Raw genomic sequence first — 20,354 nt, 5'->3', positions numbered from 1 at the left:
AACCCGAGGGACAATCCCCCCGGGTTGTTTTTTTATCTATTTTGTTTCTTTTAGCTATAAGCTATATTTAGAAGCTTACAGATAATGAAGTTGTCATACCATTACCTTGACCTTCATTGATTTCATCTAATTCTCCATCAATGAAGAATGCTTCTGTATTCCAAGTAATGTTATCAGCTAACTCTTTATCAGCAAATGCTGTTAAATAGTTATATGTGATAGCGTCTGTACCAGCTTCATCTTTAGTTTTGTTAGTTAACTCAGCACCAAGAGTAAGTGTTTCGTCCCAAGCATACTCAGTACCTAAAACAATTATCATTGTTTCATAATCATCTGTATAGTCATCATTCATAACAAATTCTACAGATGCATTATTAGTAAAGTCACCATATACATTTTCTAAACCAAGTTCAACAGTACTCTTATCTTCAGGTTCATTATGATCAACTAATGTATAAGCACCAGTTACTGTATTGTTTTCATTCAATACATACTCAGCACCAACGTTGAACATATCATAGTCTGAAGCTTCTTCTAAATCATTGTATGGGCCAACAAAATCTTCTCCAACTGTTTCAATAGTTGCATCTAATGTCAATTCTTCAGTTGCAACGAATTCACCGTTTACATTAAAGTAAATATCACTATCATCATCTGCAGCAACTGCTTCTGTAGCAGAAGCGTCAGAGTCGTAAGTTGTATAAGCGTCTCTCTCCCAATCAGAAAAAGCTACTTCCGCACCCATAGAAATTGCATCAGTTATAACTACATCTTCAATTTGAGCAGCTAAAATAGTAGTTTCGTTCTTCTCGGCAGTTACAGCATACTCAGCCATATTAAATCCGTCGAAATCAATATCTCTAGCATGATATAATTTTCCTGTTACTCTACCGAATTCCATATCTCTAGCTACTTCTACACCATAATATTCTTCATCATTAGCATCAGAATCAACAGTAGTAGTTCCAAAAGTATCTTCACTTACATCTGCACCTAATACAAATGTTTTAATATCATTATCCATGTAAGAAGTTGTCATTTCAATACCTTCACGATCTTCTTCATCGTTAAAGTATGGTGCTACAGAATAATCATTTAAATCTCCAATCTGGAAACTATAGTTATTATAAGAAACTTCTAATAACGCAGAATCCATCATAAAATCATTTTGATTAGTTTCAGATACAGCGTTAGCTACATGATCTTCTTCAGTAAATACATTTGCAATAGTATCTACATCTAAGTTAAATGTAGCATCTCCTAACATACCGTTGATATTAAAGTCATATTCTTGGAAGAATGCTTTTTTAGATGTAAATTCATCTGGATCAGAAGTGAATGATTCATCAATAGCATCTCCATCTTCTAATAAATTAATAGTGTATCCTTCTTCAGCAGCGTCTTCACCATAACTAGCAGCTTCAAATGTAGTTGTTACGTCCATACCAAATTCAATGTTATCTTCTGGTACTTCCATAGCTTCTACTTTAGCAGCTAATTCGTCTACGTCTTTACCTAGAGTATCAACTTCTGCACCAAGAACCTTAAGTTCAGATCTTAGTTCAAATGTTAATGCATCAACGATATCTGCTACTTCTTCAGCTTGTGCATCAGAAAGCTCATCGTTAGTGTTCTTTTCCATTAAAGACTTAACGATAGCAGTAACGTCTTCAGCTTGACCAGTAGTTAGACCTTCGCCCATAGCTTCCATTTCATCAACAATGTTATCTAAAGCGCGGCTAACCATTACAGCCATTTCGTAACGAGTCATTGACTGCTGACCTTTGTACTCACCATCTGGATATCCTTCAACGATACCAGCGGCAACTAACTTGTTAATAGCATTATATGCCCAGTGATCAGAAGGTACGTCTGAGAAAGAAGCACCAAAAGCAGGCATAGCTAATGCTACGACTAACATTAAAGCAATTGTAATTGTAAGTTTTTTCATTATTAAAATCCCCCTTGATTGTTTGTAATGTTTCTTTTTTCATATATAAGTTCTAATAACCTATACAATCATAGAGGACATCCGAGCGAGTTTCCTAGTTTCCTCTTCATCTGTCCAATCGATGTAAATATAAGCATTGTAGAACTCTCATAACTCTACCACTGCGCAGCTTCGGGGGGCACCTCCTTTCCACCGCATTTTAGCTTCGAGTTTATAAGCTTTATTAAACTTTCAATTTGCAAGTTAAATTATAACAGCTTATTAATCTAGCTGTCAAACCTAAATTTAATCTTTTTCCTCAAATCCTATTGTAAGGGGTCTAAGACTTTTTGTCAAGTTTTTCGAGATATTTTTCACCAATAATCAAGGCTGCATAGTCATCTAAAGGCTTTTTCAGCTTCCAGCTAACAATTTTTCTGAGCAGCTTTTCGTAATTAGACATTGGTTTTTCCTTCAAGTAACGGGCTTGAGCTTCTTCAGTAGTAAATTCTTCTTCAACCAAGTTAATTTTTTTATTTTTGAAATTATTTTCTAAAATTTCAATTATTTTTTCGGCTCCTGTGCCATTACCAATAATGATCTCTTCAATCTGGTATATCTTAAATATTTCTCTTAAATGATCAATTAATTCCTCTATTTTAACAATAGTCTTTTCTTTTTCCTGGGCCTTATAATCTAAAACAGCTGTACCAACCTTATAACTACCGGGATCTAGAGCAAGCAAATGTTTATTCATCAGCATTTTGCTCCTCAGCTGCTGTTTCAAGTTCAAATTTAAGATTATCGCTCAATCTATCTTCTCGCCAGATATTAGTAGTTGCATAGACATTTACCTTAACCTCAGCCTGGCTGGAGCGGACTCGATTAACTAATTCATAGAACTGGCTGAAGTTAATAGAACCAACCTGACCTGAATTGTCGGGTAATAAGCCCTGATTAATTGCTTTTTCATTAACATTTTGTAATAAAGCTTCTAGTTCACTTTCAATTTCTTCACTGCTTTGATCAGAACTAATAACTCGACTGCTAATTAGAGAATCTTTTTCGAAAACTATAAAATCCTCATAAAGCTGGAAGTTGGCATAAAGCCAGTCATTTTTAGGAACATTAACTCGGGACACTAAAGAAACAATAACTCTACTTCCCTGGTCCATATTATATAAAATGCGGGCAGCATTTAAAATATCCTCTGTCTGTAAACGTAAGGCCATCCCGGTTTCTTCATTAACCTGAATCTCCTGATTTAAAGCAACTTGATTTGCTTTTTGTAGATACTCATTTAAAGCAGAAATAGTCTCCTGTTCACTGCGACCACCTTCTAAAACATCATTGTAGATTACATCACCTTTCTGGTAGACTATATCCTCACCCATATAATAAATCACACCAGCCTGCAGCTGATTTGCTACCTCTCTCAAATCATCATAATCAGCCTCTAAGTCGGCAATCTGTTCCTCTAGCTCAGTCACCTGTGTTTCTAAATCCTCTCTCTGAGAACTCAGTTCGGCAACTCGATTCTGCAGCTGATCTCTATTTTTAGCCAGCTCTTTTAATTCGTTTTCTACATTTTTCAGTTCCTGATCTTTAGCTGCAATTTCTTGTTCTTTTTCAGTAATTTCTTTTTCTTTTGCCGCTATTTCCTGTTCACGTTCTTCTATTTCCTGCTGCAGTCTTGATAGCTCCTGATCTCTTGCTGCTAATTTTTGATCTCTTTCCGATAACTGCTGGTCTCTTTCGGCAAGCTGTTGATTTAATCTTTCTAACCTATTTAAAACATCATTAATATTAAATAATGCATTTCTTAACTCAGAATAAACTCCCAACAAAATTGTGATAGAGAGTACAGCAATTAAAACACCGGTTAAAATTGTAATTATTATTGACGAATAACGGGGGCGGAGACCAAATAATGAGACTCGCTTTTTACCCATCTTCATTCCAATTTTATCACCAATAAAGGCTATTAAACCACTTAAAATTACCAAAGAAATTATAATGACAAATGCGTTAATAATCTCCACCTCCTTTTTTAAATCACTGGCGGGCTGTTTTAATCAAGAGCCCAATCCCAACAATAAAAATTACTATATTCTGCAGCCAGGCACCAAGCCAGGGCTGAATACTGCCCTGACTACCTAAGGCATCACCGACAGTCATTAAAACATAATAAATAAAAATAATGATAATTGAGATACCAAAGCCTGTGGCTGAACCAGCTGACCGCTGAGGTTTAATCCCCAGGGGAGCTGCCAGCAGAGCAAATATAAAGCTGGCTAAGGGAATAGAAAAACGATGGTGCATTTCAACTCTTTCCTCATAAGCTGCTCTTCCCTGCTCTTCTTTTAAGGCTATATGCTCATTTAATTCTCTAATATTCATCTCATCTATATCTTTACCAAGTTTTCCAGCCTGAGCTGGAGAATGGATTTCTTCATTTGAACGGTAAGAACTGAATTCGAGCGCCGGCTGCCTGTTGGATCGATCTAAGAAAAAAACAGTCCCGTTATAAAAATGCCAGCCATCACTTAACCATTCAGCACTTTCTGCTTTGAGCACTGAATTAGGTTCCCCAGCTTCAAAGCTCTGGACCACTACATCTTCCATTAGCCCATTATCTCCATTAAAACTGTGGGCATAAAGCATATAATCTGGGCGGCGGGTGCTGCTGTCCATTGGAGTTAAAAATAAATCATATTGAGTTTCCGGTCTCTGCTCACCGTGTCGGGCCTGATACATTATCTGTTCAGCCTGATAGTTAGCATTAGGAACTAAAAACTCCGAAATTCCAATAGTCACTCCACTGGTTACAAGCCCCATAATTAAAGCAGGTAAAACCAGTGAAATAATACTGACCCCGCCTGCTCTCATAGCAGTAATCTCACTATCACCAGAAAGCCTATTATAGGCCATAATTGTCCCCAGCAGTGAAGCCATCGGGAAAGTGAGAACTATAATTTCTGGCAGACTTAAAAAGAAGAGCCTGATTAAAGTAAAAACCTCTACTCCCCACTCTGTATAAAATTCTGTCAGCTCAAAAATTAAATCAGTCCCAATAAAAATACCGGTAAAAGCTGCTACTCCAAAGAAAAATGGTGCAATCAATTCTTTATAGATATATTTATTAATGGTTTTCAAAAAAGATGCACCTCACTAAATTTTGAATTTGTCACCCAGATAAAACTTGCGGGCCTGCTCGTTTTCTGCAATTTCTTCTGCACTCCCTGATAAAAGAATTTTACCCTCATGCATAATGTAGGCTCTATCTGTGATTGATAAAGTTTCGCGAACACTGTGATCAGTTATTAAAACTCCCAGACCACGGTTTTTTAGATATCTAATTATTTCCTGAATATCATTAACTGCAATCGGATCAACTCCAGCAAATGGTTCATCAAGTAAGATAAAAGCAGGATCTGCTGCCAGAGCTCTGGCAATCTCCACTCTTCTTCTTTCGCCACCAGAAAGCTGAAAGCCTTTGCGGTTTCTTAAATTTTCAATATGGAATTCTGCTAAAAGTTCCATAATAATAGTTTCCATTTCCTTCTCACTTAGTTCTCTATATTCTAAAATAGCTTTTAGATTTTCGCCAACAGTTAATTTGCGAAAAATTGAGGCCTCCTGTGGTAAATAACCAATACCCATCCGAGCTCTCTTATAAACAGGAAGCTTAGAAATGTTGTGCTGGTCAAAAAAGATTTGGCCTCCATCTGGATTAATCAAACCTAAAATCATATAAAAAGTTGTTGTCTTACCAGCACCATTTGGACCTAGCAGCCCAACAATTTCTCCTCTTTCCACCTGCAGATCAACTTCGTTGACTACTCTTTCGTTATTATATTTTTTAATTAGTTTTTGAGCTTTAATTGTCATTCCCTGCTGCCTCCGAATTCTGATCGGAATTATCTGCTGATACTTCTTCTTTAGGCAGAGTTACTTTAGCCTGACCCTGCAGCTTAACTTCTTCTGTTTTTTGATCTATCTCTGCAGCTTGAGCTTCAAAGCTTTCTCCATTTCTCTCACCGTTGACATTACCCTCTAAATGCATAAATTCTCGGTCAAGGTAATATGTCAGCTGATCGGCCTCTGCCCAAAAATCATTATATTCCAAATAGACATTGCCTTTTACTTCGATTCGATCTTCAGCCTGATAAACAGAAATTTTATCACCCTCTAATAATGAGCTGGGTCCTTTGATTTCCGCATCACCTATTAAATGTATAATCTCTTCTTCTAGATTACCAGTCAGCTCATCTGCCTGACCCTGATACTCCTGATAGAAAAATTCTACATTTTTTCTAAATTCAATTTCACCATTAAAACGGCGGTAAATCGCCTCAGCCTCAGCCGTAATCCTGAGCTCATCATAAATTAATTCCACATTGCCCAGGGCAGTAATAATCTGACCATCTTCAGTCTGCTGCAGATCCAATTTGTCACCATTTAACTCTCTGGCTGCATTAGCCCCTGCTGCAGGTACTACTAAAAATATTATTAATAAAATTATAAAAATTTTTTTATTCATGATTAGACTCCTCTTTGTTAGAACCTTCTCTCAGCTCTTTAAAAATTATTTGTGCTCTTTTAGTACTGTCTTTTTGAGCTAATTTTAAATCTTTTAAATCAAGGTCAGAACTAAAAGTACCAGCAGTAGAATTAAAATTACTGCCGCTTATTTTAACCGAGCCCCTGCCTTCGAGATAATTCTGCTGCATATCATAATCGAGTTCAGCTGCTAAAATATGATATTCTGCGCTATCTATTACAACATTACCTCTAATCTCTAGATATTTGCGGTCTGTATAATAAGTACCAAAATCACCATCTAAAGTGTAAAGCAGCTCATCACTTTCGGTAGAATAAACCTCCACTTCAACCGGGCTTAATTCCATTCGCTGCTCATCTTTAAAATTATCAACTTTATCACTTTTAAGTTTTAACTTTTGATTTTCCTGGTCATTATAAATAGTGAATTCTACACCTTCTAGTTCTTCTTCTGCCAAATTCTCTTCCTCAACTGCTGGATCTTCGGGCACAATCGGAACTTCATAAATAGTAAAATAAAAAGCCAAAGCTATAATTATAAAAATAAAGAGCGCTAAAAAAATACTTTTTCTATCCACTATTTTTTAGCCCTCCTTCTTTAAGCAGTAAATCTGCTGTTCTAGCTACTGCCCCGCCACCGCCAAGTTTTTCTCTGACTGTCTGCAGTTTCTTTTTTATTTTATTTAATTTGTTTTGATCATTTAACCACTCTAAAGCAATTTCTACAACTTTTTCTGCTTTAAAATCATTCTGCAGCAGCTCCGGTACAACCTGGCTGCCATAAATAATATTGGGCAGACCAACAAATTCTATCTTAAAAATATATTTAGCCAGAAAATAAGAAGTCCAGGCTGCCTGATAACAGATAATCTGCGGCGTATTTAAAATTGCAGCTTCAAGTGAAGTAGTACCAGAGGCTGTAATTATAAATTCCGCTGTTTTCATTATTTTATAATTGCTTTTTTCTATTATCTCAGCTTCAATTTGACTCTGTTCAACAAAAGATTGCAGATAATCTTTATTAATGCCATCAGCAGCTGAAACTAAAAATTTTAAATCAGCTTTCTCTTTTTTTAATTCAGAAGCTGCCTGCAGCATCTCAGGCAAAAGAGATTCTATTTCTCCACGGCGGCTGCCGGGGAAAAGCCCGATTACTCTCGCCTCAGCTTTGATTTTAAATTCTTTTTTCAGCTCAGACTTTTGAGCTGAAACTTCAACCAAATCTAAAAGTGGATGGCCTACAAAAGTTACTTCTGCACCTGCCTGCTCATATACATCTTGTTCCATTGGAAACACAGCAGCTATTTTAGTGCCATAAGAAGCCATTTTAGCCGCCCTTTTTTTGTTATAAACCCAGGCAGATGGTGGAAAATAATTGACTGCTTTAATTCCTGCTTGACTGCAGGCTTTAGCAAGTTTCATATTAAAAGCAGAATAATCTACCAGAAATACTAAATCTGGTTTTCTCTCTCTAAGTAATTCTTTCAGTTTAGATAAATGCTTAAAATGCTGTCTTAGATTTTTAAAAGCTTCAATATAGCCAATAGTACTGATCTCTGTTGGATCAATTAAAATCTCGGCTCCCATTTCTTTTAAAGCAGTTGAGCCCATGCCAAAGATTTCAACTTCCGGATATTTTGCTTTAACTTTTTTTAGCACTGCAGCAGCATGCATATCACCAGATATCTCTCCTGCAGAAACCATTATTTTTAGCAAGGTAGGATCAATTCTCCTTCATTAAATTCTGCTGCCGCTACAATGATATTATTAGCAGCTGCTTGTTGACAGAACTCTTCTCTATTTAAAATAAATGTTTTGTCAGCTTCAATAATTAAAGCCTTTGCCTGAGCCTCAATTAAATTATTAAGTGTTTTTAAGCCAACTGTAGGAATATCAAAACGAAAATCCTGTTCTTTTTTGCTGCATTTAGCCATTACAAGACCCGGGCCACCATATTCAGCCGCTCTTTTAATCGCTGCATCAGTTCCTTCAATCGCCTCTAGAGCCATCACCGCTCCATCTTTAACTAAGGCAGTCTGGCCAATATCAAAACGGCCTAAATTATAGGCAGTCTCAAAGGCAAATTTCATTTCTTTTTTGGTTTTTAAATCAGGATCACCTGCTAAAAGACCTGCTTTAGCTAAATGATCTTCCAATAAATAAGTCTGGGGTATAAGTTTAATCTCTCTTTTTATAAATTCTTCGGCCAGAGCTAATAAAATTGTATCATCATTAAAATCAGGCAGTTCAGCCAGTATCTGCTGTAGAGTCTGGTCAGGATTGAAATTATCAAATAAATGAGCCTTCTGCACCTTACCCAGCCAGATAATCTCCTCAACCTTATTTGCTTCTATAATTTTTATGATTTCTGCAAATTGAGTTAAATTAACAGTATATTCTTCAACAGCAAGATCAGAGAAATCTGCTGTAATTTCTTCTGCTATTTTTAAGATTATAAAGTCTTCGCCGGCTGCTTGTGCTCGCTCAGCCCAGAGATGGGGTAGTTCACCCCACCCTGCAATTAAAGCTTTTTTAGTCATTTATTTTCACCTACCTGCAAATTCCGCGGCTGGCATTACGTAAAAAACGCAGGAAATGCTCAATTTCTTCACTGGCATCTAATTCCTGATCCATCTTTTCTATAGCTTCGTCAATATTTAATTTAGATCTATAGAGAGTTTTATAAGCTCTTTTAATTTCTCTTCTTTTTTCTGGAGTAACTCCATTTCTTCTTAAGCCAACTACATTAATACCATTGACTCCAGCTGGATGACCATCTACTAAAATATAAGGAGGTACATCCTTAACTACCTTAGAGTGAGCTCCAACCATACTCATTTTACCAATACGTACAAATTGATGGACTCCAACCATGCCTGCAATTACAGTGTGATCTTCAATTACTACATGGCCTGCTAAATTTGTTGCATTAGACATTACAATATGGCTGCCTAATTGACAATCATGTGCTACATGACAGTAAGCCATCAATAAATTATCATTACCAATTCTTGTCTCCCCGCCACCATCAGCGGTCCCCCGGTGAATAGTTACATTTTCTCTTATTGTATTATCATCACCAATAAAGAGATAGCTTTTTTCTCCATCAAATTTTAAATCCTGAGGCTCAAAACCGATAGATGCCCCATGGAATATTTCATTATTTTTACCAATAGTAGTCCAACCTTTAATTACAACATGTGGACCAACTACTGTTCCTGCTCCTATTTCTACATTTTCTCCTATAATTGCATAAGGTCCGATTTCTACATTTTTCCCGATCTTAGCTCCAGGAGCAACAATCGCTGTTTCATGAATATTGCTCATGTGGAGCACTTTCCCCTTTTTTTCTGCTGCCAAGACTATCATTCCCCTTCCTTAGGTCTCAAACTATTTTTTTTCAAAAGTAAACATCATTTCAGCTTCTGCAGCAAGATCATCGCCCACATAAGCTTCTCCACGCACTTTAGATACTTTTTTGCGCAGTCTAACTATTTCAACCTTTATTCTTAACTGATCACCTGGTTTAACAGGTGTTCTAAACTTTGCCTTATCAATACTAGTGAAAATCGGAAGTTTATCTTCCATTCCTTCAAAACTATAATAAATTAAGATTCCTGCTACCTGAGCCATTGCTTCTACAATTAAAACTCCCGGCATAATTGGATGATCTGGAAAATGCCCCAGAAAAAATTCCTCATTAATAGTTACATTCTTGATTCCAATAATTGATTCCTTTTTCTTTATTTCCTCAATTTTATCAACTAATAATAAAGGATAACGATGTGGGAGTATCGATCTTATTACACTAATGTCAATTATCTCGTTTACCTCACTCAAATTAATTTTCCTCCTCAAGCATTTTTTCTCTAATTTTTTCTGCTAATTTTACATGCAGCCTGTGGCCTGATTTAACTGCCATAATATGGCCTCTGATTCTTCCATTTAAAAACATATCTCCAACAACATCCAAAATTTTATGCCTTACAAATTCATTTTCAAATCTAAGTGGATTAACTGTTTTATCTGCTTCAATTAAAACTGCATTATCAAGACTTCCTCCCAGGGCCAGACCCTGCTCATGCAGTTTTTCTACCTCAGAAGCAAAGCCAAAGGTTCTTGCCTTAGATATTTCTTCAGCAAAATCCATTTTTTCAGCCTCAAATTCAAAATAGCTGCTTCCAATTACAGGATGATCATAATCTAGGGTATATGAAATTTTAAAACCATCATAGGGCAAAATAGCGATATATGAATCCTCTTCTCTAGCAAAGATGGTTTCTTCTATTTGGTATACCTTTCTTGGGGCCTGCTGCTTTCTGAGACCACTTTTGATTAATTCCTGATAATATGGAAAAGCACTGCCATCAATTACCGGTATCTCTGGACCTGATACTTCAATCTCTAAGTTATCTATACCACTGCCCCAGATTGCCGCCATTAAATGTTCTATTGTGCTTATTTTTGCTTCTTTTATTTTATGACTTCCAATTGTAGTATTTCTAATCAAATTAACTACGGAAGCTGGCTTAGCTTTTACTTTTATTTTTTGATTTAAATCTGCACGATAAAATACTATCCCTGTATTTTCAGCTGCAGGCATCAACCTAATTTTTGCATCCTCACCAGAATGTAAGGAAATTCCCTCTACAACAATTTCTTTTTTTAAAGTCTGCTGTGCTTCATTTTCTATATACAAATCCGTCATCCTTTCTTTCTAATGCCTTTCAATAGTCTATTATATATTTCTTGACACTAGAATTCAAGAATTATTTATTTTTCTAATTCTGTGATTCTTTTTTCCAGTTCTTTTATCCGTTCAATATATTTAGGCAGTCTTCTTAAATAAGCCTGTTCTTTAAGAGCGTCACGGTGGATTTGTGCTGGTGCTCCCGAAATAAAATCACCTGCATTAGTTCTAGAGGTAACCATTGCTCGAGCAGCAGCAATCGTATTATCAGCCAGTTTAATATGACCAACAACTCCCGCTTGACCGCCTAAAGTAACTCTGCGTCCTAAAGTTGTACTGCCAGCAATTCCAGATTGAGCAACAAGCAGGGATTCTTCTCCTACTTCAACATTATGACCAATTTGAATTAAATTATCAAGTTTTGTGCCCTGTTTAATTATCGTCGGCCCACTTGCCCCTCTATCAATAGTAACATTGGCTCCAATTTCTACTTTAGATTCAATAATCACATTACCCTGCTGTGGTATTTTATGGTGTCCACTCTCATCTGTAGCAAAACCAAAGCCATCAGAACCAATTACAGCACCGGATTGGATAATAACATCGTTTTCAATAATTGTATCTCTTTCTATTATTACTCCTGGATGAAGCAAACAATTCTCTCCAATTTTAACATCCGGTCCTATAATTACTCCTGGTGCTATAATGCTATTATCACCTATCTGAACATTTTCTGCAATTACAACTCCCGGGTGAATAGAAAGATTTTTACCAAGCTTACTGCTTTGATCGACAACTGCTCTTTCCGAAATTTCTTTGTTCTCATAAGGACGAGGTGTTAAGATATCTGCAATTTTAGCATAAACTCGGCGTGGATGATCTGTTAGAAGAAAAGTTTTTTCTGCTTTCAAATCAGATTCAACCTGCTCACAAATTTCATAACTGCTGACAATAACTGCAGCCTCAGACTTTAAAGCCTCATGTAGGTACTCTATTTGATCAGCAAAAGTAACAGAAGTCTCAATGCTTTCGGAGACACCACGTGCATTATCTACTACTAATTCTCTGTTTCCTTTTATTTCAGATTCTGTGATTTCTGCTAATTTAGATATTTTATATTTATTTTCTTTTTCCCTCTCTGCTATCAATGTTATTTGTCCTCCCCATTTAAATATATAGTTAATTTTCGGCATCAATTTTTTTAGCTAATTGACTACTTATATCTTTACCACCTTTATAAAGCTGGTGTTTTGTTACTACACTGCCGTAATTGTTCTCCTCAGCAAATTCTGCTGCTGCTTTTTTTATTATTTTAAGGATTTCTGCTTCAACAGTTTCTGGTTTTTTATTTTCTGCAGCTTTTGAACTAAGATATTCACTTTCTGCTAACAGAGTTTTAATTTCTACTACGGCAACTTCTGCTTCAGCTTCCAGAAAAAATGGAAGTACTAATGTAATAATTAAAATAAATACTGCAGCTGCTTTACGATAATAATGCATTTGCTTTAACTCCTTAGTAATATTCTTGACTTTCAGCTATTAATTGATCCATTTCTGCTGCTTTTTCTTGCTTTTTTTGGCTAAGTTCTAACTTTATCTCCTGCCTGTAAGCTGCTAATTTTTCTTTTATCTCAGCTTCTCTATTGTTTATCAATTCTTGATGTTTACTTTCGAGCTGCTGTCTATAACTGGCAAATTCTCTGTTAAAATCCATTATTAAAGCTCTTGTTTCCTCAGATATATCTTGATTTAAAACAGTATTTTTTTCGGCCAGAAGTTTTTCCTGTTCCTGCTCTACCTGACGCAGTCGGGCTCGATATTTTTCTTTTTCTTCCTCATTTTTGGCTAAAACTTCAACTGCAATCCTTAAATTAATAATTTTTAAATAATTATTTCTTATTTCCTGTTGACTGTAATCAGAATATTTTTCTTTTACCTGTTGTCTAATCTTCTGCAGTTTTTCTGATAACTCAGCTTCTAAGTTCTGCCTTTTTTCCTGCAGCAGTTTTTCGCTTTCATTATTTAAGTTCATTTTCAGCTCATTTAAAGATAAATCTTCTTCTTCTTTTAAGCCGTTAATTTTATCTAAATGATTACTTGTTAAAACAGTTAAAACTGCATTTTTGCTTGCAGCCATCACCTTAAAACTTCTTGTTTTTAGTGCTGATTCAAAACTTTCTTTCTCAGCAGTATTTAGAGAAAGGCTGCCATTTCCATCTTCCTCAAAAACCTTTAAATTGCTTGGTTTTTTTAAACTTTCACTATCAAAACTATAAACCTGATAATCATCTGCTACCTCAGGCGAAAAAACATAGACGAGGAGAAAAGCAAAGAATAATGCCATCAAAATGGCTGTCAAAAATTTAAGTGAAATAAAATGATAATCTTCTCTATCCATTACAATTCCCCTCCTATTATTTTAACTTCCCTTTTTATAATTTTTTACCACTCACTTTTTAATTTAGCCAGCACATCATCAGTTAAATTAAAACCACCATAAAGCACGTCTTCCTCTTCTAAAACAAATTTAACCTGTTTTTCAGCTGCTGTTTCAATTATAATTTTTTCAACTTCTTTTAAAACAGAGTCTAATAATTCAGCTTCTAAATTTTGCAGGTCTTTTCGATACGAGTTTAAAAGTTCTTTTTGTTCAGCTCCAGAAAGTTCTTCACCATTTTGTTCCAGCTGTTGTTGATATTCAGCCGCTTTTTGATTCAGTTTCTGTTCAGCAGCTGTTCTTGCTGGATGTTCAGCAAAAACTTTTTCTAGATTTACATAAGCTACACTATCAATACTTTGATCCTGCTTAAATAAACCCAAAAGCAAGACTGAACTTAAAATAGCAAGCAGTAATACTATTACTGCAATCTGAAACTTTCGGTCACTCCATTCCATTGCTTTCTGCCTCCAGATAAATTATTTTATCGCTTGCTTAGCTAGATTACTGTTTAGATTACTGCAATAATTGATTTTAATAATTAAAATGTATTTCCTATACTGAAGTGCAGCTGCCCATCAGAATCTTCATTCCAACCATAATCAAGTCTTAGCTGACCTACAGGGGTATTCATCCGCATCCCTAATCCATAACCAATAGATAAATCATCTAGAGCAATGCTGTCAGTATCTGCCCAGACATTACCGGCATCTGTAAAGATAACGCCCGTAAAACTATCGTTAAATGGTATTCTGTACTCTACATTAAAGAGCAGTAGATGATTGTTAGCTTCTTCATCATCAAAGTCACTGCGTTCATAACCGCGCAGACTATCTGAACCACCAAGGTCATATTCTTCACCGGCTAATGGAGTTTTGCGATCACTTAAACCAAGCTTCATCCTTAGTGCCCAGGCATGATTTTTAAACCCTGGATAATATCTTCTTGTATCTAAATTATACTTAGTAAAGTCCATATCTCCACCCAAAAAATCTCCGGCATATTCTACACTCAGGTTGTTGATTGAACCAGAGGTAGGATGAAATCTATTATTAGAAGTGTCACGATTAAATGAAAGTGTCATCGAACGAAGTTCATTATCAGAACCAAAAATCGTTTCACCTTCTACTGCAGAAACTCCATTGGCAGTAGCGGTTTCATTCCAAATTTCTTCTGTATCTTCAATTTTGTACCTCAAAGATGTTCTCCAATCATTAGGCAGTGGGTGGCCTAAACTGATACTACCACCTCTGCTTTTTTTAAGATAATCTAAGTCATCAGAGGTAGTTCTGTCTGTTTCTCGATCATAAACACTAAAACCAAAAGAGAATTCGCTGTCCCAGAGATAAGGCTCATAGAAATTTAAGGAATAAGTTGTGGTATCCCCAAACTGCCATTTAACACCAATATTCTGACCGTTACCAAACAGATTTTTTTCACTGACATCCACAAAACCTATCCAGCCATCATTGGAACTATAACCTCCACCAAATTTCAAGTTACCAGTTTTTCCTTCTTCCAGATTGATAACCAAATTGGCAGTGTTTTCTTCTGGATTTACCCGCTCAAGGGTTGGATTTAGATTAACAAAATAGCCAAGTCTGCTTAAATTTTGAAATCCTTTTTGGATTTTTTTGATATTAACTACTTCTCCAGCAGTAATTGGCATTTCTCTTAAAATTACATCATCATCCGTTTTAGTATTACCGCTGATTTCTACAGAATTTAGATAACCAGGGCTAATATCAATAGTTAATACTCCTTGATCTGAAACATTAACATCTTTAAAACGAGCTAATATATAACCGTCATCCTGCATTTTTTCCTGCAGACTTTTAAGATTTTCGTTCATTTTTTTAACATTTAAAACAGTATTTAAATTCAAATCTAAAATTTCTAAGATTTTATCTCTACTGTAAATAGGCTCATTTCCTGTTATCTCTATTTCTTTTAAAATAGGGTTTTCTACAACTTCAAAGATCACATTGAGCCCACCCTGATAATTTTCAAAAACTATATTAACATCTGAAAAATAACCCATTTCAAATATGGACTGCATATCTGCTCTTAAAGATTCTTGATCAGTTTGATCTCCAACCTCTGTAGCTACAGAGTTAAGAATTTCGAAATCACTGACATATTCATTTCCCTCCACAGTGATTTTAGTTACCTCATCAATAGGTATATTCTGGGCTGCAGTTACCCCTGAAAATAATAATAAAGCTAACAATATTATTGAGCCAAAGAACAAATTCTTCCTCATATTTCTCCTCCTAAAATTCAATTTCATTTTCTAAAGTTATTTGATATTCATCATCACCAAAATAGCTTCCCTTTAAAGTTGTTATCTCATTTAATCTGTATTGGAAAGATATTTCATTATCGCCTACATCCTCGCCAAAAAATGCTGCATATTCAAGGTAAAAACGCTCACTTATATTTTTGCCAAGATAAATAGCAACCTCTCTTTCTAAACCATACTGAAGAGCATCGATCTCTATTCTATCTAAGGCGAAAGCTGTTCTAAAATCTGATTCAATACCTGAAATTACATCTTCCTGCAAAAAGCTATTAGCAATTCTAATTAATTCCTGCATAATTATCTGCTGGACTCCTATATCTTCTCCTCCAATTATTGCAGAGCCTAAAGCACCTCTGCTTGACAAAAGATTTAAAATTTCTTCTTCTGTCATTTCCGGATTGGAACTAAAACTAATATTCATATTATCGGCTGGTCCATTTAAGATAATATTAATTTCCCGACCACTTGCATAAGTAGTCGCATTTACCAGCAAATTAGGAATATCTCTTTCATCAACCGGTGTAAAAAGAGCTTCAGCATTATTTAAAGTAAAGCGAGAGTTATAGTAATTAAATCTACCCTCAGTACTTCTAAGTCTTCCCTCCATCATCAACGAGTTATCGCGGCTTTGATTAAAATCAAGACTTAAATCACCATTTTGAACTAAAATATCTATATTAGAATTTTTAACTCTTACATTATTTCCTGGGATAAGCTCGAGATCAATGCGGGGTACAAGGGTGTTTCCAGACTCAATTGACTCTGCCTCAGCTTCAGTTTCAGATTCAGCCTGGTCCTGAGCTGCTGGCCATTCAAAAGGAATACCAACCATAAAATTATATAGATTGATCTCTCCTTTAAGTAATGGATCCATCAGTGGACCACTAAAGCTTAGTTCAGTATCAAAAGGCCCTTCTAAAGAACCATAATCAAAATATAATTCCTGACCATTTAAGCTTAAATCCCAAAAATTATCTAGCTCTAACAGATTAAAAGCCCCAGCAATTTCGAAATCTCCATCTACAAACTCTCCCTTAACATTTTGCAAAACTGCGCGGTCATTTTTAAAGTTTATCTGGGCCTCATAATTTTTGATAGGAGACCAAATTCCAACTTCTAATGATTCGCCTTCAATTCCTAAATCTCCACTAAATTGAGGGGATTGCATAGTTCCTTCAGCCCTTAGATTACCATTCAGTTGACCATTTCCAGTAATTTGATCACCAAAGAAAGACAAGATAAAGGAAATAGGCAGTGACTGCAGCCTAGAACTTAAACTTAACTCCTCATCATTAAAAGAATAACTTCCATCTATATCTAAATTTCCGCCTTCCAGAAAAGTAATGGTTTCTGAAGCAGAAAATCTTCTGTCATTTTCTAATAAAATATTGCCTTCAATTGACTCAATAGCAGTATTATTAATTTCAATTCTATTAAGATTGTGACTTAAATTTAAAACCGGGTTGCTAAGCCCACCACTTATATTACCACTGAGACCAAGCATTGCATTTAAATCTAAATTAAAGTCATATTCTTCAGATGAAAATCCAAGTGGTATTTCTGATCCTTTAAAATTCAGATCAATTTCTCTACCAATTTCTCCATTTAAATTAAAACTGCTCTGTTCTGCTTGAGCCAGATAAGCATCTATATTTACTGACACATTGTATTGACTACCTTCTGTCTGAATCTGATTTTTTCCCTTCAGTGTAACTTCTTGAGCGAAGGGGGATAGACCTAAATATTTTTCTAAAATAATCTGGGTTGGTACTTCAACCAATTCAAATTCAAGTTCAGTTTTTGGATTTGCACTTAGATTAAATGCCTGACCATTTAACTGATATTCTCCTGAGGCAAAATCAAAGGCAAATTCATTAATATTAAGCTGATCATTTTGTAGATTATATTCGAAATTATTTTCCTTTATATCTAATTTTAAACCATCATAATAGAGAGCTTCGGAAGCAAGGTTGAAGTTGATAATCATTGCTTCTATTGGTCCTTTAAGAAAACCAGCCACCTTTAAACTACCGGAAATTTTATCCGAAAACTCGGGGTAGTTATTTAAATATTTTTGAATTTCAATACCTTCTAATTGATAGTTTAAATCAAAACCAGTCTCTAAATTATAAATACCAGAAGCTTTAAAGGCTAAGTTTTGATGTTCAAAAGTTAAGTTTTCAATCTCAAAGTTGCCATTTTCTTTTTTTATGGTGCTGCTCAAATTTGATAGTTCAAATTCCTGGCCCTCAAAAGTAACTATGGGATTAGAGGTATTGATTCTAAAATCAAGATTATAGTCACTGATAGCTCCAGTTAAGTCAGCATTCAAATACAGTTGACCACTTAGAGGAAGCTCATTTTTTGAAGCAGAAGCAAGGTCTTGAAAATATAAGTTTTCACTTCTAATATTTAAATCCATTGTCGGTTTTGCTGATAAATTTTTTATTCCACCTTTGGCCCGAATTAGCGACTGATTAACAGAAGCTTTAGCTTCTGTCAGTTCAAGGTTATCATTTTCATATACAGCTCTCATTTTTATATTTTCCAGAATATAATTTTGATATCCTAATTCGTCCATCTTTAAACCAATAGTAATTTGAGGATTATTAAAACTATCAGCAAGGCGGCCTTCTGCATATTTAATGGTCGGATTAATTTCATTTATATAAGCAAAATTAAAATCAAATAATTTATTTATAATAGCTGGCTCAACATTTTTTGCAGCATAACGAAGATCAAATTCTTGAGCCCCAAAATCTATTTCACCAAGCAGATCAAAATAAGCAAAATCACTAACTACTTTTAAAGAATCAAAAAATAGTTTTTGATTAGTATACCAGAATTTGCTCTGTAAATTAATCTCACTATCTTGCTCTTCTAAATTAAAGTTAAAATCAAGATCTCCAGAAGCTGAAATACCACGCTCGATATTATAATAACCAGCAATATCCAAAATAAAATCGAGTCTGTCAGCCTCAACTTTTCGAAGCTGCTGTAGATATGACTCAGCTAAGTTATATTCTTCTAAGAGTAATATCAAGTTGTTTGAAATTTTAATTTCTTCAGCTTCAGCACTTAAAAGATAATTTCCCTCTTTAAGATTATAACTTGCCTGGACATCTATTTTAGAATCGTCAGCTAGTCTAAGCTCAGCTTGCTCTACAAAAATTTCATTATCAATTAATTTTAAAGTTAAATGTGAATTATTGATATCCGCATATTTATTAATGACATTTTCAGCTCTAACATCTGCATAAGCTCGCTTTAGCTGCTGCTGCTTACCTTCCAGTTTCAAATCAAAAGAGATATTTCCTGAACTTAATTCAGGTTTTAAGAAATCATAATCGTATTTAAAGTCAGCTGCTGTTAATTTTATCTGATACTGATAATCCGGATCAACTTTTAAAGAAAATTCCACCTTATTGTTGTCCAGCAAAAATTGATTATCAACTGCAGCTAAATTAAATTCTGGGCCAGATAAAAGCAGCTCTAAATCATTAAAGTTTAAATTTAATTTTTCGTTTTGGCTGTTTCGCTGGTAAAAAGCTGCCAGGTTTAATCTGGAAAAATTAATTTCTGAATTATAATTTACAATTTCCGTTTCTCCAAATTCAACTTCTCCTTTAGCAGAAAAATTGCCGGATGCTGAATTAAGATCAATATTCAAAGCCTGAAAACTATAACTTTTATTTTGCAGCAGCTTTACAAAGGGCTTTAAAGCTAAACTTTTGCCATTAAAATAAAGATTAGCTCTATCATTTTTTCTCTGCAGCTGCAGATCTATATTTTCTCCTTCTAGATTAGATAACTTAAAATCTTTATACTTTAAATTATTAATCAGAAGTGAAGTTGATAAATTTAAACTATAATCTTTAGAACTTTTGGCATCTAAACCAAGATTTAGGCTACCAAATTCTAGATTAAAATCTTGATTTTTAATAATTAACTGCGAATCTTTAATATTGACATTAATATCCTCTAAAAATTTGGGCAGATCATAATCAGAAAGACGAAATTCTTGAGATTCAGAGTTATCAATTATTAAATTATCTGCTTTATTTTCAGAAGCAGCAGCTAAAAAATTTTCAGTAATTATAATTTCAGCATTTACTGCTTCTAGAAATCTAATTTCTATTAATTTATCAAAATCTCTAAAATTTAAATTATAATCGAGATTAAGCCGCTCCATTTTAAAACGATTCCCATTTTGATCTTGATAGGCAAACGAATTAAGACGAATTCGATTTAGAGGCCATAATGAGACAGAGCTGAAAGAAATTTCACCAGAAACTCTTTCTTCCAGAAAAGCAATAATATCATCTTTAAAATATTGGGGTAAACCACTTAGCAAACTGAAAAAATAAGCTGCAATCAGCAGTACAATTAACACCCCTAAAAGATATTTTATTTGCTTATTCATTTAAAAACC

Annotated in this window: 18 protein-coding genes; all 18 read right to left on the bottom strand. The window is 34.8% G+C overall.

The window, feature by feature from the left end; translation table 11 throughout:
* Window positions 1-67 precede the first annotated feature (67 nt).
* Window positions 68-1,951, bottom strand: a complete 1,884-nt coding sequence (locus tag HSACCH_RS09245) for an S-layer homology domain-containing protein (protein WP_005489374.1) — start codon at window positions 1,949-1,951, stop codon at window positions 68-70.
* A 319-nt stretch (window positions 1,952-2,270) separates the two neighbouring features.
* Window positions 2,271-2,687 (bottom strand): Holliday junction resolvase RuvX, encoded by a 417-nt coding sequence (gene ruvX / locus HSACCH_RS09240; RefSeq protein ID WP_005489373.1) that lies wholly within the window; start codon window positions 2,685-2,687, stop codon window positions 2,271-2,273.
* Entirely contained in the window at window positions 2,680-3,972 is a 1,293-nt protein-coding gene (locus HSACCH_RS09235) for a DUF3084 domain-containing protein (RefSeq protein WP_040477344.1), read from the bottom strand. The genes ruvX and HSACCH_RS09235 overlap by 8 nt, the downstream gene beginning before the upstream one ends.
* A 13-nt stretch (window positions 3,973-3,985) precedes the next feature.
* On the bottom strand, window positions 3,986-5,086 hold the full coding sequence (locus HSACCH_RS09230) for an LptF/LptG family permease (RefSeq protein WP_005489371.1): 1,101 nt from the start codon (window positions 5,084-5,086) through the stop codon (window positions 3,986-3,988).
* A 15-nt stretch (window positions 5,087-5,101) separates the two neighbouring features.
* Window positions 5,102-5,821 (bottom strand): LPS export ABC transporter ATP-binding protein, encoded by a 720-nt coding sequence (lptB, locus tag HSACCH_RS09225; protein WP_005489370.1) that lies wholly within the window; start codon window positions 5,819-5,821, stop codon window positions 5,102-5,104.
* Window positions 5,811-6,473, bottom strand: coding sequence for an LptA/OstA family protein (locus tag HSACCH_RS09220; RefSeq protein WP_005489369.1), 663 nt, complete (start codon window positions 6,471-6,473; stop codon window positions 5,811-5,813). The genes lptB and HSACCH_RS09220 overlap by 11 nt, the downstream gene beginning before the upstream one ends.
* Window positions 6,466-7,071: an LPS export ABC transporter periplasmic protein LptC gene (gene lptC / locus HSACCH_RS09215; protein WP_005489368.1), complete on the bottom strand. Its 606-nt coding sequence runs from the start codon at window positions 7,069-7,071 to the stop codon at window positions 6,466-6,468. Before lptC ends, HSACCH_RS09220 begins: the two co-directional genes overlap by 8 nt.
* The gene (gene lpxB / locus HSACCH_RS09210; RefSeq protein ID WP_005489367.1) at window positions 7,064-8,209 is read right to left on the bottom strand and encodes a lipid-A-disaccharide synthase; all 1,146 of its coding nucleotides are present in this window, start codon (window positions 8,207-8,209) and stop codon (window positions 7,064-7,066) included. Before lpxB ends, lptC begins: the two co-directional genes overlap by 8 nt.
* Window positions 8,203-9,033 (bottom strand): LpxI family protein, encoded by an 831-nt coding sequence (locus HSACCH_RS09205; RefSeq protein ID WP_005489366.1) that lies wholly within the window; start codon window positions 9,031-9,033, stop codon window positions 8,203-8,205. The genes lpxB and HSACCH_RS09205 overlap by 7 nt, the downstream gene beginning before the upstream one ends.
* Before the next feature lie 10 nt (window positions 9,034-9,043).
* Window positions 9,044-9,862 carry an acyl-ACP--UDP-N-acetylglucosamine O-acyltransferase gene (lpxA, locus tag HSACCH_RS09200; RefSeq protein WP_040477343.1) on the bottom strand — a complete coding sequence of 273 codons (819 nt, stop codon included), beginning with the start codon at window positions 9,860-9,862 and terminating at the stop codon, window positions 9,044-9,046.
* Between the two features lie 21 nt (window positions 9,863-9,883).
* On the bottom strand, window positions 9,884-10,333 hold the full coding sequence (gene fabZ, locus HSACCH_RS09195; protein ID WP_005489364.1) for a 3-hydroxyacyl-ACP dehydratase FabZ: 450 nt from the start codon (window positions 10,331-10,333) through the stop codon (window positions 9,884-9,886).
* Between the two features lies 1 nt (window position 10,334).
* Entirely contained in the window at window positions 10,335-11,201 is an 867-nt protein-coding gene (gene lpxC, locus HSACCH_RS09190; RefSeq protein ID WP_040477341.1) for a UDP-3-O-acyl-N-acetylglucosamine deacetylase, read from the bottom strand.
* A gap of 65 nt (window positions 11,202-11,266) precedes the next feature.
* Window positions 11,267-12,376 carry a UDP-3-O-(3-hydroxymyristoyl)glucosamine N-acyltransferase gene (lpxD, locus tag HSACCH_RS09185; protein WP_084815757.1) on the bottom strand — a complete coding sequence of 370 codons (1,110 nt, stop codon included), beginning with the start codon at window positions 12,374-12,376 and terminating at the stop codon, window positions 11,267-11,269.
* Complete coding sequence (locus HSACCH_RS09180) at window positions 12,363-12,683, bottom strand: hypothetical protein (protein WP_005489360.1); 321 nt, start codon at window positions 12,681-12,683, stop codon at window positions 12,363-12,365. The genes lpxD and HSACCH_RS09180 overlap by 14 nt, the downstream gene beginning before the upstream one ends.
* A gap of 13 nt (window positions 12,684-12,696) precedes the next feature.
* Window positions 12,697-13,581 (bottom strand): hypothetical protein, encoded by an 885-nt coding sequence (locus tag HSACCH_RS09175; RefSeq protein ID WP_005489359.1) that lies wholly within the window; start codon window positions 13,579-13,581, stop codon window positions 12,697-12,699.
* 44 nt (window positions 13,582-13,625) lie between these two features.
* Window positions 13,626-14,078, bottom strand: coding sequence for an OmpH family outer membrane protein (locus HSACCH_RS09170; RefSeq protein WP_005489358.1), 453 nt, complete (start codon window positions 14,076-14,078; stop codon window positions 13,626-13,628).
* An 83-nt stretch (window positions 14,079-14,161) separates the two neighbouring features.
* Window positions 14,162-15,883: a BamA/OMP85 family outer membrane protein gene (locus HSACCH_RS09165; protein ID WP_005489356.1), complete on the bottom strand. Its 1,722-nt coding sequence runs from the start codon at window positions 15,881-15,883 to the stop codon at window positions 14,162-14,164.
* 10 nt (window positions 15,884-15,893) lie between these two features.
* Window positions 15,894-20,345: a translocation/assembly module TamB domain-containing protein gene (locus HSACCH_RS09160; RefSeq protein WP_005489355.1), complete on the bottom strand. Its 4,452-nt coding sequence runs from the start codon at window positions 20,343-20,345 to the stop codon at window positions 15,894-15,896.
* Between the last annotated feature and the right edge of the window lie 9 nt (window positions 20,346-20,354).

It is taken from the genome of Halanaerobium saccharolyticum subsp. saccharolyticum DSM 6643, assembly GCF_000350165.1.
Classification (GTDB): domain Bacteria; phylum Bacillota; class Halanaerobiia; order Halanaerobiales; family Halanaerobiaceae; genus Halanaerobium; species Halanaerobium saccharolyticum.
The sequence above is the reverse complement of the archived record's forward strand: the minus strand, read 5'-3'. Positions and strand labels throughout refer to the sequence as shown.